Source organism: Methylobacterium sp. 4-46, assembly GCF_000019365.1.
Lineage (GTDB): Bacteria > Pseudomonadota > Alphaproteobacteria > Rhizobiales > Beijerinckiaceae > Methylobacterium.
The window spans coordinates 7,309,125-7,330,409 of the sequence record NC_010511.1 but is presented as its reverse complement, the minus strand read 5'-3'; the positions used below and the strand labels follow the sequence as shown (position 1 = coordinate 7,330,409).

The following is a 21,285-nucleotide window of genomic DNA, read 5'->3' as shown; positions in this document are numbered from 1 at the left end:
TCACTCCGCGCCCGGCAGCCGCAGCGCCGTGTCCTCGACGTAGGGGCGCAGGATCGCGTCGGCGCTCGTCTGGGCGGCGGCGAGGGCCTCCTTCGGCTGGCGCTTGCCGGCGAGCACCGCCTGCAGCTCGTCCTCGATCGCCTTGCGCACCGGCACCGTGCGGTAGGTGGCAAACCAGGGCTTGGCGTTGGCGAGCTGGTCGACGGCGATCTTCGCGTCCGGGTTCCCGGCGAGGAAGGCCCGCATCTCGGGCAGGTCGTAGGCGGCCCGGTTCGGCGCGAAGTAGCCGGTCGCCCGGCTCCAGCGGCCCGAGATCGCCGGCGAGGTCAGCCATCGGATCAGGGTCCAGCCGGCCTTGCGGGTCTCGGGGTCGAGGCCGGTCGGCTGGACCAGGGAGGCGCCGCCGATCGGCACCGCCGGGCGCACGTTCATCGGCACGAAGGCGACCCGGAACGGGAACTTGGCGCTGTCGCGGATGAAGGTGAGGGAACCGGTCGAGATGATCATCATCGCGGCCTGGCCCGACAGGAACGCGGCCGTGACCGCCGGGCCCTTGATCTCGCCGGCCGGATGCACCTTGGCCCTGTGCACGAGGTCGGCCCAGAAGCTCAGGGCGCCCAGCACCGTCGGCGTGTCGTAGTAGACCTCGCCGCCATACTCCTCGTTGTACCAGCGCCCGCCATTCGACAGGGTGAGCGCCTGCAGGATCCAGCCGCCGTAATCGTAGTTGGACGGCATCATGATCCCCCAGCGGGTGACCCGGCCGCCCTCGCGCCGCGTGAGCTTGCGGGCGGCGGCGGCGAGCGCGTCCCAGGTCCGCGGCGGCGCGTCGGGGTCGAGGCCGGCCTCGCGGAACTGCTCGACATTGTAGTAGAGCAGGGGGGTCGAGTTGTGGAACGGCACCCCGTAGACCTTGCGCTCGACGACGGCGTTGCCCTTCAGCGCCGGGAAGAACTGGTCCATGAAGGCGTCCGGGGTCCCGCCCTCGGCCGCGATCAGGTCGTCGAAGGGCGCGATCTCGCGCTCGATGGCGAGGTCGGTGAGGAAGTTCGCCGACATGATGACGGCGCCCGGCGGCTTGCCGGCCTTGATCGCCGCCCGGGTCTTCAGCAGCGTGTCGTCGTAGGAGCCCGTGAAGACGGGCGTCACCCGGGTGCCGGGATGGGCCTCGTTGAACTCCTTGACCAGCCCCGTCATGGTCCTGGCCAGGGCCCCGTCGACCGGCACCGGGAAGAACAGGTCGAGGTCCGCCGCCGCCGCGCCGGCCGCGCCGCCGAGGAGGAGTGCGGCCGCGAGGCGCGCGGCCCTCCACCAGGAGGTCGCGGCACGCGCTTGCGCGCGATCATTTGCCCTCTTCATGACTTTTCCTCTTCATGACTTGCCCTCCTCATCACTTGAGGCCGGAGGCGAGGAAGCTGTTCACGAAGCGGCGCTGGAACAGCAGGAAGGCGACGAGGAGCGGCGTGCTGACGAGGAGCGTCCCGGCCGCGATCACGCCCCAGGCCTGGGTGCCCTCGGCGCTGAGCGTGAAGGTGGCGAGGCCGAGGGTGAGCGGCCGCCGGTCGGGGGAGGTGACGACCATCAGCGGCCAGACGAACTCGTTCCAGTGGGTCGTCACCGAGACGATCGAGAAGGCGATCAGGGTCGGCTTGGTCAGCGGCAGGTAGACGTGGCGGATGCGCTGGAGGAGGCCGGCCCCGTCGATGCGGGCGGCGTCCTCGAGTTCGCGCGGCACCTCGCGGAAGCTCTGGCGCAGCAGGAAGGTCCCGAAGGCGGTGGCGCAGTAGGGCGCCATCACGCCCAGCAGCGTGTCGTAGAGGCCGAGCATCGCCACCGTCTTCAGGTTGGGGACGATCAGCACCACCGGAACCAGCATCAGCTGGACCAGGAAGGCGTAGAACAGGGCCGTGCGGCCGGGAAAGTCGAGGCGCGCGAACGCGTAGGCGGCGAGCGAGGCGGTGACGAGCTGCAGCGCCAAGATGCCGGCGCACATCAGCAGCGTGTTGAGGGCGTAGAGCGGGAAGGGCGCCGAGGCCCAGGCCTCCGCGAGGTTGGCGAGGCTGGGCGCCCCACCCGGCACCAGGGAGGCCGCGGCGCCCGCGGCCCCGGGCGGGCGCAGGGTCGCGACCCCCATCCACAGGAAGGGGATCACCCAGACGAGGGCGAGGAGCCCCGTCGCGGCGCGCCCGAGGGCGGGGAGGCGCTCCCGGGTCACGGCGCCTCCTCCGACCGGCGCTCGACCCGGCGCAGGGAGGCGGCGGTGAGCGCGATCAGGATCGCCAGCATCACAACGGTCGCGGCGGCGGCCCGGCCGCCGTCGTAGCGCTCCACGGCCTGCTCGTAGATGTACAACAGGAAGAGCTTGGTGGCGTCCGAGGGCCCGCCCCTGGTGAGCACGAAGACGTGGTCGACCTGCGTCACCACGTTGAGGAGGGCGATGACGAGGACGAAGGCGAGCGTCGGCCGCAGGGCGGGCAGGATGACGAAGCGCAGGCGCTGCCAGGGCCCCGCCCCGTCGAGGAGCGCGGCCTCGCGCAGCTCCGCCGGGATCGCCTGCAGGCCCGCCAGGACGAAGAGCATGTAGTAGCCGGCGTTCTTCCACACCGTCAGGGCGGCGATCGACAGGAGCGCGAGGTCCGGGTCGCCGAGCCAGTTGGCGCCCGAGAGGCCGAGCTTGGCGAGATGGTAGTCGATCAGCCCGGTGCCGGGCAGGAACAGGAACAGGGCCGCCGCGCCGACGAGCGGGATCATCACCGGCAGGAAGAACGCGGCGCGCAGGAGCGCCCGCAGGCGCCCGCCGCCGTCGAGGGCGAGGGCGAGGGCGACCGCCAGGACGAGGCTCGGGACCACTGTCAGGAGGGCGTAGAGCCCGGTCTGGAGGAGCGAGGTCCGGAACGAGGGATCGGCGAACAGCGCCGCGAAATTGTCGAGCCCGACGAAGCGGGTGGTCCGGCGCGAGACCGCGTGGGTGGCGTCCCACAGCACCTCGGCGACCGGCCAGTAGGTGAAGAGGGCGAGGAAGATCAGCGAGGGGAGCAGGAGCCCGTAGGGCAGGAGCGGGCGGAGCGACGGCCGCATCCGCGGCGGGGGAGCCGCCGGAGCACTGGTCCGCGTCTGTTCGAGCGCCTGCGACACCGGGATCCGCCGAAACCGTCGACGGCGCCGTCATCGGGGGCTTCGATGACAGGGGAATGAAGGCGCCGCGCCCGAGGCGTCACCCCGCCCGCGGCGCCACCCGCATCGGCATGCCCTCGGCCGGCCGCAGGGTGATGCGCTGCTTGAGCGTCGGCACGAAGCCCGGGCGCAGGGCGAAGCGCAGGTCGCGGATCAGCACCGCCAGGATCGCCACCGCCTCCATGAGCGCGAAGCTCATGCCGATGCAGATGCGCGGCCCCGCCCCGAAGGGCAGGTAGGCGTAGCGGTCGCGGGCCTTGGCGGCCTCGGGGGCGAAGCGGTCCGGGTCGAAGCGGTCGGGCTCGTCCCAGAGCAGGGCGTGGCGGTGGATGGCGTAGATCGGCACGGTCACCGGGGTGCCGGGGCCGATCCGGTGGCCGCCGACATCGACCTCCTCCAGCGCCGCCCGCACCAGGACGGGGGCGGGGGGGTAGAGGCGCATCGCCTCCTGGATGGCCTGGCGCGTGAAGCCGAGCGCCTCGACGTGGTGCGGCGCCAGGGGCCCGCCGCCCGTCACCGCCTCGACCTCCGCCACGACCCGCGCCTCGATCGCGGGATGCAGGGCCAGGAGGTAGAGGGTCCAGGCGAGGGCGAGCGCCGTGGTCTCGTGCCCGGCGGTGACGAAGGTGAGCAGGTTGTCGGCGACGTCGCGGTCGTCCATCGCCCGGCCGGATTCCGGATCGCGGGCGGCGACGAGCAGGCTGAGCAGGTCGTCCCGGCCCTCGACGCCGCCGGCCCGGCCCTCGGCCACGAGGCGCAGGAGCTCGTCCCGCAGGTAGGTCCGCGCCGCCTCGGAGCGCCGCCGGCCCGGGAAGGGCATCCAGGCCGGCGCCCGCAGCAGGGTCAGGGCGAAGATCCAGCTGGTCGATTCGAGGTAGTCGGTGATGCCGCGCTCGACCCGCGCCACGTCGATGCGGCCGTGGCTGGAGAGCATGGTGGCGGCGATGATGTCGAAGGTGGTGCGCATCATCACCTGGGCGAGGTCGGCCTCGGTGCCGGGCGGCAGGCCCTTTAGCGCCTCGCGGGTGCGCTCGGCGGCGGCGATCATGGCCGGCAGGAAGCCCAGGATGCGCTCGTTGCGGAAGATCGGCGCCGCCGCCCGCCGCTGCCAGCGCCAGCGCGCCCCGTCCGCGGTCAGGATCGCGTCGCCGAGGGCCGGCGAGAGGGAGCGGCGCAGCACCTCCGACTTCTCGAAGGACTCGGCCCGATCGACCAGCACCGTCCGCACGAGGCCCGGATCCATCACGAACAGGGTCGCGCGGCCCAGGAAGGTCGATTGGTAGACGCGGTCGCGGTAGACCGCGCGCGGCCAGGTCTCGACCGGGTTGCGCACCACGGTGCGGATGTAGCGCAGGGGCGCGAGCGGGGCCTCGGGCGGGTCGAGGCGGGCCGTCGTCGGCCAGTCCAGCGGGAGCGTCGGTTGCGCGGTCATGGCTCGGCCGTCCTCCGCGCCCGAAGCGGCGCCTGCGCGCCCAGCGGCGCTCCGGCGCCCGCGAGGGCGCCCCGCGCCCCGGGTCGCGGCGCGCTCCTGAACCTCGTCACCCGGTGGGCCGGCATCAAGGCCCCGGGCGACCGAGCCCCGTCCTTGCGGGCAGACCTGGGCGGCAGCGTGGCCGCGCGGACGCAACGCCCGGGCGCGCGCCACGTTGATGCTCCGCGCCGCGGCGGCCGGGCGCGCGGGGAGGCGCCCGCCCGCGGTTCACTCAGGACCGCCCGGGACGGGAGACCCTGCCCGGGACGGACCGTCGCCGCGAGGAGGATTCCATGCAGCCCGCCATCGACCGCGCGACCCTCGACCGGCTGATCGCCCGAGGCAGGGAGCGGGGCGAACTCACCAGCGCGGACCTGCGCGCCGCGCTTCCGATCTCGGGGATGAGCCCGGACGCGATCGCCCTGGTGCTGATCGAACTCGAGGAGGCCGGCGTGCCGGTCGAGCTGGAGGAGGACCTGCTCGCGCCGGGGCGGGGATTCTCCGCCGCGCCGCCGCCGGCCGCCGAGCTGCCGGCGGGGCGCGAGGTGCCGCGGGCGGCCCCGCCCGGCCCGGCGGCGCACGCCGGCGCGGCCTCCCCCCCCGCCGCCGCACCCCGGCCGGGGCCGGCCCGGCCCGCCGCCCGGGAGGATCGGGCGATCGCGCTCGCCGGGTTCGGCGCGATCGTCCTCGGGCTGCTCATCGCCGCCGCGCTCTCCCATTGACGGCTCGACACGAGGCTGCGATGCGCGACCACGCCTACCCGTTCGGCATCGAGGAGGAGTTCTTCCTCGCCGACGCGGCGACCCGCGGCACGCCCGGCGAGGGCGTGGCGGGCTTCCACGCCGCCGCCCGCGCGCTCCTGCCCGCCGCCGAGCGCGAGTTGCTGGAGAGCCAGGTCGAGATCGCCTCGCCGCCCGCGACCGAGGCCGCGGCGGCCCGCGCCTCCCTCGCCGGCCTGCGCCGGGGCCTCGCCGAGATCGGGCGGGTGCACGGGCTCCTGGTCCTCGCCGCCGGCACCCACCCGACCGCCGCCTGGGAGCGGCAGCGGCCGACGGACGGCGCCCGCTACCGGACGATCCTCGACGCGGTGCGGATGGTCGGGCGGCGCAGCGTGGTGAGCGGGCTGCACGTCCACGTGGAGGTGGCGGATCCGGCGGCCCGCATCGACCTGCTGACCCGGCTGACGCCCTTCCTGCCCCTGCTCCTCGGGCTCTCGGTCTCCTCGCCCTTCTGGCAGGGCCGTCCGACCGGCCTCGCGGGCTACCGGCTCAGCGTCTTCGGCGAGCTGCCCCGGACCGGGCTGCCCGACTTCTTCGCCGGGCCGGACGCCTACGCGCGCTACATTCGGATCATGGAGCGGGCGGGCGCCATCCGGGACGCGAGCTTCCTGTGGTGGCACCTGCGGCCGTCCCTGCGCTACCCGACGCTGGAATTGCGGGTCGCCGACAGCATCCCGCGCCTCGACGACGCGCTCGCGGTGGCGGCGCTCTACCGCTGCCTGGTGCGCGCGGTCGAGCGCCGCCCCGACCTGAACGCGGACCTCGACGGCGTCTCCCGCGCGCTCGCCCGGGAGAACCTCTGGCGGGCGCAGGCGGACGGCGCGCGGGCCGCGCTGATCGACGAGGCGCGCGAGGCCGCGGTGCCGTTCGCGGAGGCCCTGGAGGCGGTCCTCGCCCTGGTGGCGGAGGATGCCGAGGCGCTCGGCTGCCCCGAGGCGCTGGAGGGGCCGCGGCGGATCCTGGCGCAGGGGACGAGCGCCGACCGTCAGGTGGCCGCCTACGAGGCCGCCCGCGGCGCCGGGGCGAGCGAGGAGGCGGCCCTCGCGGCCGTGGTCGACCTGCTCGCCCGCGAGACGGAGGGACGCGAGGGCGCCGCGCCGGCGTAGGGCGGCCCGGCGCGGCCCGTCAGGCCCGCAGGCTGGCGAGGGCCGGCGTGACGAGGTGGCGGGCGACCGGGATCAGCAGCGCGCCGACGACGAGGCCGACCACGCCCGAGAGCGCGGCCGTCACCACCCACTCGGCCACGGCCTCGCCGAAGGGCACCCGATCGCCGACCGCCTCGGCGGCATGCGCGATGCCGTGGCCGAGCGCGGCGAGGCCGAACCCCTCCAGACCGTGCACCAGGATGCCGCCGCCGACCCAGATCATGGCCGCCGTGCCGACGATCCCGAGCCCGCGCAGCAGCGCCGGCATCAGGCGGACCAGCCCGCGCCCGACCGCCCGGGTGAGCGGGCGAAGCCGCCGGTCGCCCGGGGTCGGGGCGGGCCCCGAAGGCGCGCGCAGGCCGAACAGGGTCGAGGCCGGGCGCTCCTCGCGGGCGAGGGCCAGCCCGACATCGTCCGCCTTCACGATCAGCGCCACCACCCCGTAGACGAGTCCGGTGATGCCGATGCCCACCGCCGCCAGCACGAAGACCTGGGTGGCGAGCCCGGCCTCCGCCACGCCCGCGAGGGTGAGCGCCATGATCTCGGCCGAGAGGATGAAGTCGGTCTTGATGGCGCTCGCGACCTTCTGGTCCTCCACCGCCCCGGCGTCCCGCGGGGTCGCCGGCTCGGCCTCCTCGCCCCCGCCGTGGGGCCACAGAGCTTCCACCACCTTCTCGGCCCCCTCGAAGCACAGGTAGGCGCCGCCCAGCATCAGCAGCGGGGTGAGCAGGAAGGGCGCCAGGAAGCTCAGCGCCAGCGCGCCGGGAAGCAGGAAGAGCAGCTTGTTGCGAAGCGAGCCGAGCGCGATCTTGCCGATGATCGGCAATTCGCGCGAGGCCGAGAAGCCAGTGACGTAGCGGGGCGTGACGGCCGTGTCGTCGATGACGACCCCCACCGCCTTGGCGCCGGCCCGCGTGGCCTGCGAGGCCGCGTCGTCGAGGGAGGCGGCCGCGAGCTTCGCCAGGCCGGCGATGTCGTCGAGGAGCGCGATCAGGCCGGTCGCCATCGGGTGTCCCGCGTGGTGGAGAGAACCGGGAGCATAACGCGCGGAGCCCGAAGCGGCGCCACGCGGCGCCCTTCACCCTTCGTCGAGGCGCTGCCCGGCCTCGCCGTAGCCGAGGGCGGCGGCGCGGCGATTGACGATCCCGAGGCGCAGCACCGTCCGCTCGAGCCGGTCGATCGCGGCGAGGAGCCGGTCGCGGGCCGGGCCGACCCGCTCCGGCTCGGTCTCGGGCGGCGTCTCGGCGAAGTCGACCGCGGTGATCAGCACGTGGTCGCGGGCATCCTCGATCCGCGGATCCCGCTCCACGTGGCCGCGCACGTCGTCGTCCCAGGCCTTGATCACCGCCCAGGGCAGCTGGTCCGGCGTGAGGGCGCCCGGATGCATCCGCGCCCGGTCCCGCGCCGCCCCGGCGGCCGCCCTGATCAGGCTGACGAGCTTCGCTTCCATGCCGGCCTCCCGTCGTGACGCAAAGCGCGGACGCCGCCCGCGTTCCCGAACCCGCGCCCGAACCCGCGCGGCGGGCGGCCTGGACCCGAGCACGCCCCGGAGCGGAGCGCCAGGCCGCGCGCGGCGGCCCCGCCGGGCCGGCCGGGAGTCCCGCGTGACTTGGCGAATTCGGCGCTGGATTCAGTGACGACACCGCGTATCTTGATCACGCCGCAGATTCGGCGAAAGACAGGGAGGCTTTCCGTGGGACGAGTGGCCATTTTCGCCTGTTTCACCCTGATGACCTGCGTCGCGTCGAGCGAGAGCTTCGCCCAGTCGGACGCGGCGCGGCAGGCCTGCTCGCCCGATGCGCAGCGCTTGTGCAGCTCGGCCGGGAGCGATCCCCAGCGCGTGGCGGCCTGCCTGCGCCAGAACCGCCGCAGCCTCAGCCCGGCCTGCCGGAGCGCGATGGCGAGGAAGTCCCGGCGCGGCTGAGCCCCCGTCAGCGCCCGCCGGCCTCGCCCGGCGGAGGCGCCGGGCGCTCCGGCGGGGCCTCTCCCGCCCGCGCGGCGTCGTAGCCCGCGAGCCAGAGGGCATTCGCCGGGGTCCCGGCGGCGTAGGGGCAATCCTCCCGCCTCAGGCCCTTGGTCGGCGCGAAGTAGCCGAGGGTGTAGTGGTCGAGGTGGTCGTCGGGCACGTCCGTCACGGCCGTCTCCTGAGCGTGGGGTGATCCACTGAGAGTTGGGTGATCAACGCGGACAACGCGGCGCGGGGCGGGCGGGGCGCGCCGCCCGCGGACGGAACGTCCGCGGCGCCGGCGGATTGGTCGGCCATGCCTCAGAGTTCCATGCCTCAGAGTTCCATGCCCGAGCCGTCCTTGCCCGCCAATGCCTGGACCCCCGCCGCCATCCCGCCCCAGACCGGCCGACTCGTCGTCGTCACCGGGGCGACGAGCGGGATCGGCTACGAGGCGGCGCTCGCCCTGGCGCGGGCCGGGGCGCGGGTCGTGCTGGCGGCCCGCGACGAGGCCAAGGCGCAGCGCGCCGTCGCGTCGATCCGCGCCGCCGCCCCGAGCGCCGACCTCGCCGTCGAGCCCCTCGACACCGCCGCGCTCGCCTCCGTGCGCGCCTTCGCGGAGCGCTGGCAGGCGCGGGGCCTGGGGATCGACGGCCTCATCCTCAACGCCGGCATCGCCGCCGTGCCCACCCGGGAGGAGACCCCGGACGGGTTCGAGCGGCAGCTCGGCACCAACTATCTCGGGCATTTCGCGCTCACCGGGCTGCTCCTGCCCTGGCTGCGGGAGGCCCCGGCCGCGCGGATCGTGCCGGTCGCGAGCCTCGCCCACCGGCAGGCGAGGATCCACTTCGAGGACCTCCAGCGCCGGCAGGGCTACGGCCCGCAGGACGCCTACCGGCAGTCCAAGCTCGCCATGCTGATGTTCGGGCTGGAACTCGACCGGCGTCTGCGCGCGGCCGGCTCGCCGATGCGGGCGATCCCGGTCCATCCCGGCATCGCGCGCACCGACATCTTCCGGCGCGGCGACCGGGCTGGCGCGATCCAGCAATTCGCCGGCCGGGCGATCTTCGCGGTGATCGGCCAGAGCGCGGCCCAGGGCGCCTGGCCGCTCCTCTACGCGGCGACGGCGCCGGAGGCGGAGAGCGGCCGCTACTACGGCCCGGACGGGATCTGGGAGGCGCGGGGCCATCCGGCCCCGGCGCAGGTCGCCGCGCAGGCCCGCGACGCGCAGGCGGCGGCGCGGCTCTGGCGCGACTCCGAGGCGCTGACCGGGGTGACGTACCGGCTCTGACCGGTCAGCCCGTCACCCGGCCCACCACGCCCCCGACCGCCTCCCGCACGCTGCCGGCCACCTGCGCGGCCGTGTCGGCGATCGCCCGCGCGACGCTCCGCGTCTCCGCCTCGGGCTTGCGGTTCTCGGGCTTGCGATTCCTGGGCTTCTTCCAGGATGGACGCCGACGGGCCTTGGTCGCCATGGCTGTGATCTCCTCAATGGGCGACCTGAGGTAGAGTGCCGCCGCGATCCGGAAAGGGCCGGGCCGGCGGTGCGATCCGAGCCTTCCGACCCGAGTCACTCGCCGGATCACTCGGTCACTCGCGCGGGATGCGCCCGGCCGAGCACAAGGTGCGCACGCTGCCGCGCGGATCGACGTAGCAGCTCGCCTGCCATCCGTTCTCGCGCACCACGCCACCATTCGGCCGGCCCTGGGCCTCGCCGTAGGCGCTGCGGAAGGCGGCGCTCAGCCGCTCGGGGCTCTCGCCGATGGCGAGGGCGGCCGCGCGGGCGATGGCCTCGAAATAGGCGGCCGAGGGGCTGCGCTCGCTGGAGCGGGCGGCCACGATCGGATCGGCCCGGCAGGTCACGTCGAGCGACAGCCCGCCCGGCCCTCGGAAGTCCACGCCCGGCCCCTCGCGGTGGGCGATGCGGGTGCCGGTGGCCGCGGCGATCCGGGACGCGAGGGCGTCGCACTCGTCGGCCCGGGCCGCGGCGAGGGACAGGAGGAGCAGGAGGGCGGCGCGGGACAGGATCATGGGGGCGAGACACCCGGATGGCGACCCCGACATCTCCCGCGCCCGGCGCCGCCGCGCAAGTCCCGGCGGCGCAAGTCCCGGCCGCGCAAGTCCCGGCCGCGCAAGTCCCGGCCGCGGAACCCCGGCGGTCACGGCCAGTTCCTCCGGCACACGCGCGACGCCGCCCGGCCGCGCGACCGGCTGAGCCGGCCGCGGCCGCGCGGCTGCCCCACCTCAAGGGAGATCACGATGCGACGCCCCATCCTCGTCCTGGCGGGCCTGATGCTCGCCAGCCCCGTCCTCGCCCAGTCGCTGAGCGAGAAGAGCGGCCTCAACTCGCTGATCGGGACCGCACCCTCGACGGCCGACTTCATCAAGGAGGCGGCGATCAGCGACATGTTCGAGATGCAGTCGAGCCAGCTCGCCGCCGAGCGCGCCGACGAGCCGACCAAGAAGTTCGCCACCAAGATGATCGAGGACCATCAGAAGACCAGCACCGAGATGAAGGCCATGGTGCAGTCCGGCAAGGTGAAGGCCGAGATCCCGACCGCGCTCGACTCCTCGCACCAGAGCATGCTCGACAAGCTGAAGGGCCTCAACGGGGCCGACTTCACCAAGCAGTATCACAGCGACCAAGTGAAGGCGCACAAGGACGCGGTGGACCTGTTCCAGCGCTACGCCAAGGGCGGCGACAACGACGAGCTGAAGGCCTGGGCGGGCAAGACCGAGCCGGCGCTCGCCGAGCACCTGAAGATGGCGCAGAACCTCGACAAGTAGCGTCCTCGGACACCCGCGCCTCTCCGGACAGGGGCGGCGCGGGAACCTCCCCCGGGGCCGGGAGCCCGGCCGCGCGTGCCTCAGCCGCGCGTGCCTCAGCGGCCCGAAGGGTCGCGGCGCGCGGCCGAAGCGGCGTGGTCGGCGTGCCGGGCGAGGACGCCGAGGGCGACCAGGAGCGCGACGAGCGCCAGCGCGAAGAGGAATGCCTGCATTCTGCCACCTTGCCGGTCGGGCCGATCCGGTGAGGCGGTTTCAAGTTTCGGACCAGGATCCTGCCCGAGAGCTGCGCCCGGCGCGGGGCAGTCCCTTCAGTAGCAGACGGCGAGGCCGCCGAGCCGCGACGCGAGCTGGTACGCCTTGGCGCGGGTGAGGCCGCGCAGGATCACCCGGTCGTCGCTGTAGAGGGTGAAGGTGCCGTCCGCGTCGGCCTGGATCCGGATGCCTTCTGCCATGACGCGGCATTCCTCCCGTCTGCCGGCCGCGAAGCCTCGCCGCGGCCGTTCCAGCGCACAACGCGCGAGCCGCCGCGAAGGTCGCAAGCGCGGCCGCACTTTCGGTACTCCGCCGCGCGAGGTCCCGCCGGTCGGCGGATCCCGCGCCCGGCACGTCGGCGCGCCCGATGCAATCGCGGCCGAAACGATTTTTTGCGAGGAACCTCCGCCGCAGGATGAAACTTTCCCACCCGCTCATCCGTCGATGAGGCCGTTCCCCGCTTCCGGAGGGGACCCCGAGGAGAGACGACGACGATGAAGAAGACGATTCTGGGCTTGGCCGCCGCCCTGGTGCTGGGCGGCCTCGGCACCGGTTCGGCCTCGGCCGCGTCCGCCGAGGTGGCGCTGGGCCATGCCCCGACCGCCTACGTGCAGATGACCCGCACGGAGCGCCGCATGATGCGCCACCGGATGATGCACCGCGAGATGCACCACCGCCGGATGATGCGCCACCGGATGATGCATCACCGCATGCACCGCATGCACCGGATGTGAGCCGCGCGCCGCGGAGCCCCGAGCGCTCCGCGGCGATCCGGTCACGCGGCGACGGGCGCGAAGCGCGTCGCCAGGATGTCCGAGGTCACCGCCTTGACGTCGCGCAGGCCGCACATCGCCATGGTGGTGTCGAGTTCCTTGCGGATGATGTCGAGGCACTGGGTGACGCCCGCCTCGCCGCCGGCCCCGAGCCCGTACAGGAAGGCGCGGCCGATGAAGACGCCCTTGGCGCCGAGCGCCAGCGCCTTGATGACGTCCTGCCCCGAGCGGATCCCCCCGTCCATCAGCACCTCGATGCGGCTGCCGACCGCCTCGGCGATCGCCGGCAGGGCCGTGATCGAGGAGGGCGCCCCGTCCAGCTGACGCCCGCCGTGGTTCGACACGATGAGGGCCTGGGCGCCGCTGCGCGCCGCGAGCTCCGCATCCTCCGGATCGAGGATCCCCTTGAGGATGAGCGGGCCACCCCAGCGGTCCTGGATGCGCTTCACGTCGTCCCAGTTGAGGGTCGGGTCGAACTGCTCGGCGGTCCAGGAGGAGAGCGAGGAGAGGTCGCTCACCCCCTTCGCGTGACCGACGATGTTGCGGAAGGTGCGGCGCTGCGTGCGCAGCATGTCCAGGCACCAGCGCGGCTTGGTGGCGAGGTTGAGGATGTTCGGCAGGGTCATCCGGGGCGGGGTGGACAGCCCGTTCTTGATGTCCTTGTGGCGCTGGCCGAGGATCTGCAGGTCGAGGGTGAGCACCAGGGCCGAGCAGCCGGCCGCCTTGGCGCGGTCGATCAGCCGGTTGATGAAGTCCCGGTCGCGCATGACGTAGAGCTGGAACCAGAACGGCCGGTCGGTGTTCTCGGCGACGTCCTCGATCGAGCAGATGCTCATGGTCGAGAGCGTGAAGGGCACGCCGGCCTTGGCGGCGGCCCGGGCCGCCAGGATCTCGCCGTCCGCGTGCTGCATGCCGGTGAGGCCGGTCGGCGCGAGGGCCACCGGCATGCTGACCGGCTGGCCGACCATGGTGCTGGCGAGGGTGCGGTTCGTCATGTCGACGGCGACGCGCTGGCGCAGCTTGATCGCGGCGAAATCGGCCTCGTTCGCCCGGTAGGTGCCCTCGGTGTAGGAGCCGGAATCGGCATAGTCGTAGAACATCCGCGGCACCCGCCGCTCGGCGAGCACGCGCAGGTCCTCGATGCAGGTCGCGGGCGCCGAGGAGAAGAACCGCGACATCGGGGAAGGCGGCCGCGACGACGGCATCCGGGTCGAACTCATGGGCGTCCTCTGGGGTGGTCTCTGGGGCTTCCTCGCGCGGCGTCCCGGCGGGGGCACCGCCGCGATGGGCCGTCGTGCCCGCCATACCCCGAGGCTCGCGCCCTTGCCCACCCCCCTTGCGGCTCCCTGGCCCGCCCCGCCCGGGGCCTTCGGGCTAGATCTGGTCGATCTCCTCCCGCGGCGTCGCGCTGAGCTCGGCCCAGTCGAGCTCCTCCTCCAGGCGGAAGAAGGCGTCGTCGCCGATGGCGCCCCTGTCGCGCAGGTCGAGGATGGTCTGGCGGGCGGCCTCGATCGCCCGGCGGCGGGGCGCGTCGGAGGGCAGGCTGCCCGGCGCGCGGCCCTCGCGGTCGCGCTCGGCCTCGTTGAGCACCGCCGCGAATTCGTGGCGCAGGGCCGCCGCGTGCGGCGAGCGCTCGCGCGACAGGCTCGCGACCGCCGCCCGGTAGGCCTCCGCGCGGGCGAGCCCGACCTCGCGCCCGACCGGGTCGTCGTCGCGCAGCGCCAGCCAGGCGAGGAGCGGGCGCAGGGTGAGGCCCTGGATCACCAGCGTGCCGAGCACCACGGCGAAGGCGGTGAGCACCACGAGGTCGCGGTACGGGAAGGCGCGCTCTCCGCCCTCCGGCAGGGCGAGCGCCAGCGCCACCGTGACGACGCCGCGCATGCCGCACCACGCCACCGTGGCGCTGCCCGACAGGCTCGCGGGCTCGGGCCCGATCGCCCCCCCGTATCGGCGCCACAGCCGCCCGAAAGCCGCCGCGCCCATCACCCAGGCGAGGCGCACCAGCACCACGGTGAGGAACAGGGCCGCCGCCACCACGGCGTAGCGGTTGCGGTCCTCTGGCGTCAGCCCCTCCAGGATCGGCCCGACCTGCAGCCCGATCAGCACGAAGGCGAGCACGTTGAGGACGAAGACCGCCGTCTCCCAGACCGCGTAGGAGGGGACCCGCAGATGGGCGGGCATCGTCGCCGGGGAGATCCGTGCCACGGTGATGGCGTAACTCACCACCGTCAGCACCCCGGAGAGCCCGGCCCGCTCGGCCATGACCCAGATCCCGAAGGTGGCGACGAATTGCAGCACGATGCTGCTCGGCGCGTCGGCGATGCCCCGCACCGCCCGCACGTAGATCCAGGCCAGGACCGGCCCGGCCACGAGGCTGCCGACCACCCCGATCAGGAAGGTCGGCACCACGTCCCGCGCCGCGAAGCTGCCGCTCACGGCCGCCGGCACGGCGAGCCGGTAGATCAGCAGCGCCGAGGCGTCGTTGAACAGGCTCTCGCCCTTGAGGATGGTGACGAGCCGGTGGGGCAGCGGCACGTGGCGCAGCACCGAGAGGGCCGCGACCGCGTCGGGCGGCGCCACGATCGCGCCGAGCGCGATGCAGGCCGCGAGCGGCATGTCGGGCACGAGCCAGCGCAGGGTCGCGGCCACCGCCACCGTGGTGATGCCGACCGCCCCGAGGACGAGGCCCGCGATGGGCAGCCAGTTGACGCGCAGGTCGCGCAGGGACGTGTCGTAGCCGGCATCGAGCAGGACCGGCGCGACGAACAGGGCGAGGGCGAGGTCGGGGTCGAGGCGCAGGCTCGGGACCGCGTCCACGAAGGCGAGGGCCGCCCCGCCGAGGGCCAGGAAGGCCGGGAACGGCGCCCCGAGGCGCCGTGCCAGGGCCGCCAGCAGCACGGCGACCAGCAGGACGCCGACGATCCATTCGAAGACGTGCATGCGCTCCGCAACCACCCGGCTGCGGAGATAGGGCGCGCGGCGCGCACCGACACCGGGCGGGGGAGATCCCCCGGGCCGGCGCCCGTCAGCCGGCCAGCGCCGCGAGTTCGCGCAGGATCGCGTCGCCCATCTCGCGCGTCCCGACCGCGTTCGCCCCCGGGCCGGCGATGTCGCGGGTGCGGGTGCCGGAGGCGAGCGTCCGGGTGATCGCACCCTCGACGAGGTCGGCGGCCTCGCCGAGGTCGAAGGAGTAGCGCAGGGCCATGGCGAGCGAGCCGATCATGGCGATCGGGTTGGCGAGGTTCTGGCCGGCGATGTCGGGCGCCGAGCCGTGGACCGGCTCGTAGAGGGCGCGCCGCGTCCCGTTCTCGACGGCGCCGAGCGAGGCCGAGGGCAGCATCCCGAGCGAGCCGGTCAGCATCGCGGCCACGTCCGATAGGATGTCGCCGAACAGGTTGTCGGTGACGAGCACGTCGAACTGCTTGGGGTTGCGCACCAGCTGCATCGCGCAATTGTCGGCCAGCACGTGCTCCAGCGCGACGTCGGAGAACCGCTCGGCGTGCACGCGGCCGACCACCTCCTTCCAGAGGACGCCGGTCTTCATCACGTTGTGCTTCTCGGCCGAGGAGACCTTGTTGCGCCGCTTGCGGGCGAGGTCGAAGGCCACCGCGGCGATGCGCTCGATCTCGCCCGACGTGTAGATCTGGGTGTCGACGGCGCGCTTGGTGCCGTCCTCCAGGGTGACGATCTCCTTGGGCTCGCCGAAATAGACGCCGCCCGTCAGTTCGCGGACGATCACGATGTCGAGCCCCTCGACCAGCTCCCGCTTGAGCGCCGAGGCCTCGGCGAGCGCCGGGTAGCAGATCGCCGGGCGCAGATTCGCGAACAGCCCGAGATCCTTGCGCAGGCGCAGGAGGCCCGCCTCGGGCCGCTTCGCGTAGGCGACCTCCGCCCATTTCGGCCCGCCGACGGCGCCGAACAGCACCGCGTCCGCCGCCCTGGCGCGCTCCAGCGCGGCCTCGGTGAGGGGCACGCCGTGCGCGTCGAGGGCCGCGCCGCCGACGAGGTCGGTCTCGGTCTCGAAGGCGGCGATGCCGCGGGCCGACAGCCAGGCCAGCACCTTCTCCACCTCGCGCGCCACTTCGGGGCCGATGCCGTCGCCGGGAAGGAGCAGGATCTTGTGCGTGGCCATGGGATGGGTTCCGGGGGAGGGGACGAGGGGACGAGGGGACGAGGGGACGAGGGGCGCGCCGCGCCCGCTCAGGTCTTGCGCGCGACCGTGAAGCGGGCCGCCTCGCGCAGCGTCGCGGCGGCCTCGCCCCAGGGGCGCAGGGCGGCCTCGCAGACGCCGACGAGGCGCTCGCACTCGGCGCGGGCGCCGTCGAGGCCGAGGCGATCGACCAGGGTCGCCTTGCCGGCCGCCGCGTCCTTGCCGGTGCGCTTGCCCATCGCCTCGGCGGAGGCCTCGCGGTCGAGGATGTCGTCGGCGACCTGGAAGGCCTGGCCGAGGGCGCGGCCGTAGGCGAGGAGGGCGGCGCGCTGCTCCGCGTCGGCGCCACCGACGATCGCCCCGGCCTCGACCGAGACGGCGAGGAGCGCGCCGGTCTTCATCGCCTGGAGCTGCAGGGTCGCGTCGACGTCGAGCGCCGCCTCGCCGAAGCGGCCCTCGGCGCCGAGGTCGAGGAGCTGGCCGCCGACCATCCCGCCGAGACCGGCCGCCCGGGCGAGCCCGAGCACGAGGTCGGCCCGGATGCCCGCGTCGGGTTGCCAGGCCGGGTCGGCCAAGAGTTCGAAGGCGAGCGTCAGCAGCGCGTCGCCCGCCAGGATCGCCGTCGCCTCGTCGAAGGCCTTGTGGACGGTGGGCTTGCCGCGGCGCAGGTCGTCGTCGTCCATGGCCGGCAGGTCGTCGTGGACCAGCGAGTAGCAGTGGACGAGTTCGATGCCCCCGCCCGCGGCCAGCGCTCCCGGATAGGGGCCGCCGAGGAGACGGGCGGTCTCGATGGTCAGGAAGGGGCGCAGGCGCTTGCCGCCGCCGAGCACCGCGTGGCGCATCGCCTGCATCAGGCGCGGGGGCCGGGTGATCTCGCCCGGGCCGGTCGCGTCGCCGAGGCGCTCGTCGAGAAAGACCTCCACCGCCTCCGCGACCGCTGTGAGCCGGGCGGGGAAATCGGCGCCCTCCGGATAGAAGCCGCCGGCCGTTCCGTGCGAAGGACCGGGGGAAGCCGCGGCGGGCTTGCGTGTCTCGGCCGGGCCGGCCTGCGGTGACGTCATGGGGAAAGCCTCGGTCGAGGAAGCGGGGGAGGACGGGATTCAGGAGCCGCGCGGCGCGATCACGGGGCAGGAGGCGGGCCGGTCCGCCGCGGCGCCCGCGCGCCGGTTCGCCCGCGCGCTGCGCCTGCTCGTGCTGCTGCCTTTCACCGCGGTGATCCTCGTCCTGTGCCTCGCGCTCGTCTATCGCGCGGTCGATCCGCCCTCAACCCTCATGCTCGGCCGCTGGCTGACCGGCCGGCCGGTCGAGCGGGACCGCGTCCCGCTCGCCGGCATCGCCCCGGTCCTGGTCCAGGCGGTGATCGCCTCCGAGGACCAGCGCTTCTGCCTGCACCGGGGCGTCGACTGGGAGGCGCTCGGCGAGGTGGTGAGCGACGAGGACGGGCCGAGCCGCGGCGCCTCCACGGTCACCATGCAGACGGTCAAGAACGTTTTCCTGTGGCCCGGCCGCTCCTACCTGCGCAAGGCGATGGAGATCCCCCTCGCGCTGCTGGCGGACCTGGTCTGGGGCAAGCGGCGGACGATGGAGATCTACCTCAACGTGGCCGAGTGGGGGGACGGCATCTACGGCGCGGAGGCCGCCGCCCGTCACTGGTTCGGCAAGGGCGCCCGCGACCTCACCCGGAGCGAGGCGGCGCTCCTCGTCGTCGCCCTGCCCAACCCGGCGGCCCGCAGCCCGGCCCACCCGTCGCGGGGCTTGAGGGCGCTCGCCGGGCGCCTGCAGGCGCGCCTGGCGCGCATCGGCTCGCTCGCCGCCTGCGTCCGGCCCTGACGCTGCGGCGCGACGCCCGGGAACGCGGGTGGCGCGCCGTCCATTCCCCGCGTAGAGAGCGGGCCTGGCCGCGCAGGAGGCAGCATGTTCACACTCGAAATCAACGGAACCCCGGTCGCCGTCATCCGGGCCACCGAGACCCAGGCCCGCGAGCTCCTCGACGTGGAGGGGTTCAAGGACGACCTGCGCACCATGACCACCGAGGGGCGCCCGCTCTGGTCGGGCGAGGATTCCGCGCTCAAGCTGCGTCCCTCGACCGAGGACGAGGTCGACACCTTCGACGAGGCGATGGAGGAGGACGAGGAGTTCGACGAGGAGCCGGACGATTCGGGCGCGACCGCGGCGTCGGGCACGTCCGACGAGGAGGAGCCGGACGACGTCGACATCCTGTTCCTCATCGACATCGACGACGAGGCCGAGCACTGAGCCGGGACGCCGGAGGGCCTTCCCTTACGGCGGGTTTTCGCGATACGGCCTCCCGGGCTCGGGCAAGCGGGGGGCTGGATGCGGATCGGTCGGTTGCGGGCGTGCGGCGGGATCGCCCTCGCGCTCCTGGGTCTGGCCGGGGCGCCGGCCCGGGCCAACGACAGCGCGGCGGAACTCGACGCGGGCGGCCTCGCCCTCGTCAAGGATCCGGCGGTCGCGCTCCTGAGCGAGGACCTGCGCCTCGGCCTCGACCGCATCGCGGTCGACTACGTGTTCCGCAACACGGGCGAGGCGCCGCGCCGGCTCCGGGTCGCCTTCCCGCTCCCCTCGGTCGACGGGGCGGCGCTGAGCTCCTCGCCGCTCTCGCTGCCCTTCGAGGACCGGGCGAATTTCGTCGGCTTCACCGTGACGGTGGACGGGGCGGCGATCCGTCCGGCCCTGGAGGAGCGGGCCTATCTCGGCGCGCGCGAGGTCACCGACCTCCTCAGGCGCCACGGCCTGCCCCTCAACCCGCTGCGCCGGGCCGACCTGGAGAAGGCCGTCAAGGCGCTCTCGCCCGAGGCGCGCCGGCGCCTCGCCGCGGAGGGCCTGCTGCCGGCCGAGGACGGCCCCGAATGGGGGCAGTGGCGGCTTGAGGCCAAGTTCCACTGGGAGCAGACCTTTCCTCCGGGCCGGGACGTCGCCGTGTCGCACGCCTACGTGCCCGTGAAGGGGACCTACCTCCTCGACGCCAAAGAGGCGTCGCGCCGGGAGTACCGAACCCGCTACTGCCTCGACGAGGCGGGGCTCGGCGGGATCCGGCGCCTGATCGGGCAGGGCAAGGAATTCGGGCGGCGTCGTCTCGTCGGCGGTGGTCCCCTACATCGTGACCACGGCGCGGAACTGGGCCGGCCGCATCGGCCGCTTCACCCTGACCATCGACAAGGGCCGCCCCGACACGCTGGTGAGCTTCTGCCGGAGCGGCGTGACGAAGACCGGCCCCACCACCTTCCGGTGGGAGGCCCGCGACTACGTGCCGGACGAGGACCTGCGGGTGCTGTTCGTGTCGCGCGACCCGGAGGCGCTCGGGATCAAGTGAGGGGGTGGGGGCGCCCCGCCCTCTCAACCCCCGATCTTGCGCCTGCGCTGCCCCAGCGTGCGCAGGCGCAGGGCGTTGAGCTTGATGAAGCCGGCCGCGTCGCGCTGGTCGTAGGCCACCGCGCCCTCCTCGAAGGTGACGAGGTCCTGGTCGTAGAGGGAGTTCGGGCTCTCGCGGCCGATCACGTAGACGCCGCCCTTGTAGAGCTTCAGGCGCACCGTGCCGGTCACCAGCTCCTGGCTCTTGTCGATCAGCGCCTGCAGCATCTCGCGCTCGGGCGAGAACCAGAAGCCGTTGTAGATCAGCTCGGCGTAGCGCGGCATCAGCTCGTCCTTGAGGTGGGCCGCGCCGCGGTCGAGGGTGATCGACTCGATCGCCCGGTGGGCCGGCAGCAGGATCGTGCCGCCGGGCGTCTCGTACATGCCGCGGCTCTTCATGCCGACGAAGCGGTTCTCGACGAGGTCGAGGCGGCCGATGCCGTTGGCCCGGCCGAGGTCGTTGAGCCGCGCGAGCAGCGTGGCGGGCGACAGGGGCTCCCCGTCGAGCGAGACCGCGTCGCCGCGCTCGAAGCCGATCGTGATCACGGTCGGGCTGTCGGGCGCCTCCTCGGGCGAGAGGGTGCGGGAATAGACGTAGTCCGGCACGTCCAGCGCCGGATCCTCCAGCACCTTGCCCTCCGAGGAGGCGTGCAGCAGGTTCGCGTCGACCGAGAAGGGCGCCTCGCCGCGCTTGTCCTTGGCGATCGGGATCTGGTGCTGCTCGGCGAAGGCGAGCAGCGCCTCGCGGCTCTTGAAATCCCACTCGCGCCAGGGGGCGATCACCGTCACGTCGGGCTTGAGGGCGTAGTAGCCGAGCTCGAACCGGACCTGGTCGTTGCCCTTGCCGGTGGCGCCGTGCGCGACCGCGTCGGCCCCGACCCGGTCGGCGATCTCGATCTGCTTCTTGGCGATCAGGGGCCGGGCGATCGAGGTGCCCAGGAGGTACACGCCCTCGTACTGGGCATTCGCCCGGAACATCGGGAAGACGTAGTCGCGGACGAATTCCTCGCGCAGGTCCTCGATGAAGATGTTCTCGGGCTTGATCCCGAGCAGCTCCGCCTTGCGCCGGGCCGGCTCCAGCTCCTCGCCCTGGCCGAGGTCGGCCGTGAACGTCACCACCTCGCAGCCGTAGGTGGTCTGGAGCCATTTGAGAATGATCGAGGTGTCGAGCCCGCCCGAATAGGCGAGCACGACCTTCTGCACGCGCTTCTGGGTTGGGTGTGCCATGGGAACGGGCCTCGGCTGCCGGCAGGAAGGGACGCGCGGCTCTATCAGCCGCGCCCGCCCGCGTGCAACCGCGGCGGCGCCCCGGCGCTTTCCCCGCGCGGCGCTCCCCGCCCGGCATCGGCCTCGGCTGCGGCCTTGGCTTCGGCCTTGGCTTCGGCCTTGGCGCTTGTGGCAGGGCGGGGGCGGAGCGAAGCTGCCTGGATGATGCGC

The 21,285-nt window shown here is 73.9% G+C and carries 24 protein-coding genes and 1 pseudogene; 10 read left to right on the top strand and 15 right to left on the bottom strand.

All coding sequences use genetic code 11. The features are described from left to right. The 4 genes from M446_RS32275 to M446_RS32260 all read right to left on the bottom strand — a co-directional run bounded on the left by M446_RS32275 (position 1) and on the right by M446_RS32260 (position 4,606). Positions 1 to 1,359, bottom strand: coding sequence for an ABC transporter substrate-binding protein (locus tag M446_RS32275; RefSeq protein WP_012336292.1), 1,359 nt, complete (start codon positions 1,357 to 1,359; stop codon positions 1 to 3). A 31-nt stretch (positions 1,360 to 1,390) separates the two neighbouring features. Next, entirely contained in the window at positions 1,391 to 2,215 is an 825-nt protein-coding gene (locus tag M446_RS32270) for a carbohydrate ABC transporter permease (RefSeq protein ID WP_012336291.1), read from the bottom strand. Then, a complete protein-coding gene (locus M446_RS32265) occupies positions 2,212 to 3,078 on the bottom strand; it encodes a carbohydrate ABC transporter permease (RefSeq protein ID WP_012336290.1) in 867 nt (288 codons plus the stop codon). Before M446_RS32265 ends, M446_RS32270 begins: the two co-directional genes overlap by 4 nt. Before the next feature lie 136 nt (positions 3,079 to 3,214). Next, positions 3,215 to 4,606, bottom strand: coding sequence for a cytochrome P450 (locus tag M446_RS32260; protein ID WP_012336289.1), 1,392 nt, complete (start codon positions 4,604 to 4,606; stop codon positions 3,215 to 3,217). Positions 4,607 to 4,938: 332 nt separating this feature from the next. Between M446_RS32260 and M446_RS32255 the strand changes: the two genes are divergently transcribed. Both M446_RS32255 and M446_RS32250 read left to right on the top strand, forming a co-directional pair. Beyond that, a complete protein-coding gene (locus tag M446_RS32255; protein WP_012336288.1) occupies positions 4,939 to 5,367 on the top strand; it encodes an RNA polymerase sigma factor region1.1 domain-containing protein in 429 nt (142 codons plus the stop codon). A gap of 20 nt (positions 5,368 to 5,387) precedes the next feature. Continuing rightward, the gene (locus M446_RS32250) at positions 5,388 to 6,530 is read left to right on the top strand and encodes a carboxylate-amine ligase (protein ID WP_012336287.1); all 1,143 of its coding nucleotides are present in this window, start codon (positions 5,388 to 5,390) and stop codon (positions 6,528 to 6,530) included. A 19-nt stretch (positions 6,531 to 6,549) separates the two neighbouring features. Here M446_RS32250 and M446_RS32245 read toward each other — a convergent pair whose 3' ends face one another. Continuing rightward, positions 6,550 to 7,575, bottom strand: a complete 1,026-nt coding sequence (locus M446_RS32245) for a DUF808 domain-containing protein (protein WP_012336286.1) — start codon at positions 7,573 to 7,575, stop codon at positions 6,550 to 6,552. A 72-nt stretch (positions 7,576 to 7,647) separates the two neighbouring features. Next, entirely contained in the window at positions 7,648 to 8,019 is a 372-nt protein-coding gene (locus tag M446_RS32240) for a hypothetical protein (RefSeq protein ID WP_012336285.1), read from the bottom strand. Between the two features lie 243 nt (positions 8,020 to 8,262). On the opposite strand from M446_RS32240, the gene M446_RS32235 reads away from it, so the two are divergent. Further along, positions 8,263 to 8,493 carry a cysteine rich repeat-containing protein gene (locus M446_RS32235; RefSeq protein WP_150108775.1) on the top strand — a complete coding sequence of 77 codons (231 nt, stop codon included), beginning with the start codon at positions 8,263 to 8,265 and terminating at the stop codon, positions 8,491 to 8,493. 7 nt (positions 8,494 to 8,500) lie between these two features. Here the strand turns inward: M446_RS32235 and M446_RS32230 are convergent, their stop codons facing one another. Continuing rightward, positions 8,501 to 8,704, bottom strand: a complete 204-nt coding sequence (locus M446_RS32230) for an Rmf/CrpP family protein (protein ID WP_043701867.1) — start codon at positions 8,702 to 8,704, stop codon at positions 8,501 to 8,503. A 156-nt stretch (positions 8,705 to 8,860) separates the two neighbouring features. Here M446_RS32230 and M446_RS32225 point away from each other — a divergent pair, with 156 nt between their 5' ends. Further along, complete coding sequence (locus tag M446_RS32225; protein ID WP_012336284.1) at positions 8,861 to 9,805, top strand: oxidoreductase; 945 nt, start codon at positions 8,861 to 8,863, stop codon at positions 9,803 to 9,805. 4 nt (positions 9,806 to 9,809) lie between these two features. Here M446_RS32225 and M446_RS32220 read toward each other — a convergent pair whose 3' ends face one another. Both M446_RS32220 and M446_RS32215 read right to left on the bottom strand, forming a co-directional pair. Continuing rightward, complete coding sequence (locus M446_RS32220) at positions 9,810 to 9,989, bottom strand: hypothetical protein (protein ID WP_012336283.1); 180 nt, start codon at positions 9,987 to 9,989, stop codon at positions 9,810 to 9,812. Between the two features lie 115 nt (positions 9,990 to 10,104). Then, the gene (locus M446_RS32215) at positions 10,105 to 10,545 is read right to left on the bottom strand and encodes a hypothetical protein (protein ID WP_012336282.1); all 441 of its coding nucleotides are present in this window, start codon (positions 10,543 to 10,545) and stop codon (positions 10,105 to 10,107) included. A 228-nt stretch (positions 10,546 to 10,773) separates the two neighbouring features. On the opposite strand from M446_RS32215, the gene M446_RS32210 reads away from it, so the two are divergent. Beyond that, positions 10,774 to 11,301: a DUF4142 domain-containing protein gene (locus tag M446_RS32210; protein ID WP_012336281.1), complete on the top strand. Its 528-nt coding sequence runs from the start codon at positions 10,774 to 10,776 to the stop codon at positions 11,299 to 11,301. Positions 11,302 to 11,609: 308 nt separating this feature from the next. Here M446_RS32210 and M446_RS38425 read toward each other — a convergent pair whose 3' ends face one another. Beyond that, on the bottom strand, positions 11,610 to 11,753 hold the full coding sequence (locus M446_RS38425; RefSeq protein WP_012336279.1) for a hypothetical protein: 144 nt from the start codon (positions 11,751 to 11,753) through the stop codon (positions 11,610 to 11,612). 294 nt (positions 11,754 to 12,047) lie between these two features. On the opposite strand from M446_RS38425, the gene M446_RS32205 reads away from it, so the two are divergent. Next, entirely contained in the window at positions 12,048 to 12,287 is a 240-nt protein-coding gene (locus M446_RS32205; RefSeq protein ID WP_012336278.1) for a hypothetical protein, read from the top strand. 41 nt (positions 12,288 to 12,328) lie between these two features. Here M446_RS32205 and M446_RS32200 read toward each other — a convergent pair whose 3' ends face one another. The 4 genes from M446_RS32200 to M446_RS32185 all read right to left on the bottom strand — a co-directional run bounded on the left by M446_RS32200 (position 12,329) and on the right by M446_RS32185 (position 17,537). Then, a complete protein-coding gene (locus M446_RS32200; RefSeq protein WP_012336277.1) occupies positions 12,329 to 13,504 on the bottom strand; it encodes an alpha-hydroxy acid oxidase in 1,176 nt (391 codons plus the stop codon). A gap of 196 nt (positions 13,505 to 13,700) precedes the next feature. Continuing rightward, positions 13,701 to 15,266 carry a cation:proton antiporter gene (locus M446_RS32195; RefSeq protein WP_012336276.1) on the bottom strand — a complete coding sequence of 522 codons (1,566 nt, stop codon included), beginning with the start codon at positions 15,264 to 15,266 and terminating at the stop codon, positions 13,701 to 13,703. 85 nt (positions 15,267 to 15,351) lie between these two features. Beyond that, positions 15,352 to 16,458 (bottom strand): 3-isopropylmalate dehydrogenase, encoded by a 1,107-nt coding sequence (leuB, locus tag M446_RS32190; protein WP_012336275.1) that lies wholly within the window; start codon positions 16,456 to 16,458, stop codon positions 15,352 to 15,354. Between the two features lie 68 nt (positions 16,459 to 16,526). Continuing rightward, entirely contained in the window at positions 16,527 to 17,537 is a 1,011-nt protein-coding gene (locus M446_RS32185; RefSeq protein WP_210161167.1) for a polyprenyl synthetase family protein, read from the bottom strand. Between M446_RS32185 and M446_RS32180 the strand changes: the two genes are divergently transcribed. From M446_RS32180 to M446_RS36575, 4 genes and pseudogenes are all read left to right on the top strand, one after another. Further along, the gene (locus tag M446_RS32180) at positions 17,536 to 18,306 is read left to right on the top strand and encodes a transglycosylase domain-containing protein (RefSeq protein WP_012336273.1); all 771 of its coding nucleotides are present in this window, start codon (positions 17,536 to 17,538) and stop codon (positions 18,304 to 18,306) included. The two genes, M446_RS32185 and M446_RS32180, sit on opposite strands and share 2 nt — an antisense overlap. 84 nt (positions 18,307 to 18,390) lie before the next feature. Further along, positions 18,391 to 18,732 carry a hypothetical protein gene (locus M446_RS32175; RefSeq protein ID WP_012336272.1) on the top strand — a complete coding sequence of 114 codons (342 nt, stop codon included), beginning with the start codon at positions 18,391 to 18,393 and terminating at the stop codon, positions 18,730 to 18,732. A gap of 78 nt (positions 18,733 to 18,810) precedes the next feature. After that, positions 18,811 to 19,479, top strand: a pseudogene (locus tag M446_RS36140) (DUF4424 family protein); the annotation flags it as partial. Between the two features lie 118 nt (positions 19,480 to 19,597). Beyond that, positions 19,598 to 19,810: a DUF4424 family protein gene (locus M446_RS36575; RefSeq protein ID WP_265576479.1), complete on the top strand. Its 213-nt coding sequence runs from the start codon at positions 19,598 to 19,600 to the stop codon at positions 19,808 to 19,810. Between the two features lie 23 nt (positions 19,811 to 19,833). Here M446_RS36575 and M446_RS32165 read toward each other — a convergent pair whose 3' ends face one another. Further along, positions 19,834 to 21,075, bottom strand: coding sequence for an argininosuccinate synthase (locus M446_RS32165; RefSeq protein WP_012336271.1), 1,242 nt, complete (start codon positions 21,073 to 21,075; stop codon positions 19,834 to 19,836). Positions 21,076 to 21,285: the final 210 nt, after the last annotated feature.

What these genes read in the sequence shown, in the direction of transcription:
- M446_RS32215 (WP_012336282.1), bottom strand. Translation starts at nt 10,545, where the DNA reads ATGATCCTGTCCCGCGCCGCCCTCCTGCTCCTCCTGTCCCTCGCCGCG.
- M446_RS32275 (WP_012336292.1), bottom strand. Translation starts at nt 1,359, where the DNA reads ATGAAGAGGGCAAATGATCGCGCGCAAGCGCGTGCCGCGACCTCCTGG.
- M446_RS32165 (WP_012336271.1), bottom strand. Translation starts at nt 21,075, where the DNA reads ATGGCACACCCAACCCAGAAGCGCGTGCAGAAGGTCGTGCTCGCCTAT.
- M446_RS38425 (WP_012336279.1), bottom strand. Translation starts at nt 11,753, where the DNA reads ATGGCAGAAGGCATCCGGATCCAGGCCGACGCGGACGGCACCTTCACC.
- M446_RS32250 (WP_012336287.1), top strand. Translation starts at nt 5,388, where the DNA reads ATGCGCGACCACGCCTACCCGTTCGGCATCGAGGAGGAGTTCTTCCTC.
- M446_RS32180 (WP_012336273.1), top strand. Translation starts at nt 17,536, where the DNA reads ATGGGGAAAGCCTCGGTCGAGGAAGCGGGGGAGGACGGGATTCAGGAG.
- M446_RS32255 (WP_012336288.1), top strand. Translation starts at nt 4,939, where the DNA reads ATGCAGCCCGCCATCGACCGCGCGACCCTCGACCGGCTGATCGCCCGA.
- M446_RS32200 (WP_012336277.1), bottom strand. Translation starts at nt 13,504, where the DNA reads ATGTCGCGGTTCTTCTCCTCGGCGCCCGCGACCTGCATCGAGGACCTG.
- M446_RS32245 (WP_012336286.1), bottom strand. Translation starts at nt 7,575, where the DNA reads ATGGCGACCGGCCTGATCGCGCTCCTCGACGACATCGCCGGCCTGGCG.
- M446_RS32220 (WP_012336283.1), bottom strand. Translation starts at nt 9,989, where the DNA reads ATGGCGACCAAGGCCCGTCGGCGTCCATCCTGGAAGAAGCCCAGGAAT.
- M446_RS32205 (WP_012336278.1), top strand. Translation starts at nt 12,048, where the DNA reads ATGAAGAAGACGATTCTGGGCTTGGCCGCCGCCCTGGTGCTGGGCGGC.
- M446_RS32265 (WP_012336290.1), bottom strand. Translation starts at nt 3,078, where the DNA reads ATGCGGCCGTCGCTCCGCCCGCTCCTGCCCTACGGGCTCCTGCTCCCC.
- M446_RS32185 (WP_210161167.1), bottom strand. Translation starts at nt 17,537, where the DNA reads ATGACGTCACCGCAGGCCGGCCCGGCCGAGACACGCAAGCCCGCCGCG.
- M446_RS32225 (WP_012336284.1), top strand. Translation starts at nt 8,861, where the DNA reads ATGCCCGAGCCGTCCTTGCCCGCCAATGCCTGGACCCCCGCCGCCATC.
- M446_RS32210 (WP_012336281.1), top strand. Translation starts at nt 10,774, where the DNA reads ATGCGACGCCCCATCCTCGTCCTGGCGGGCCTGATGCTCGCCAGCCCC.
- leuB (WP_012336275.1), bottom strand. Translation starts at nt 16,458, where the DNA reads ATGGCCACGCACAAGATCCTGCTCCTTCCCGGCGACGGCATCGGCCCC.
- M446_RS32195 (WP_012336276.1), bottom strand. Translation starts at nt 15,266, where the DNA reads ATGCACGTCTTCGAATGGATCGTCGGCGTCCTGCTGGTCGCCGTGCTG.
- M446_RS32175 (WP_012336272.1), top strand. Translation starts at nt 18,391, where the DNA reads ATGTTCACACTCGAAATCAACGGAACCCCGGTCGCCGTCATCCGGGCC.
- M446_RS32240 (WP_012336285.1), bottom strand. Translation starts at nt 8,019, where the DNA reads ATGGAAGCGAAGCTCGTCAGCCTGATCAGGGCGGCCGCCGGGGCGGCG.
- M446_RS32260 (WP_012336289.1), bottom strand. Translation starts at nt 4,606, where the DNA reads ATGACCGCGCAACCGACGCTCCCGCTGGACTGGCCGACGACGGCCCGC.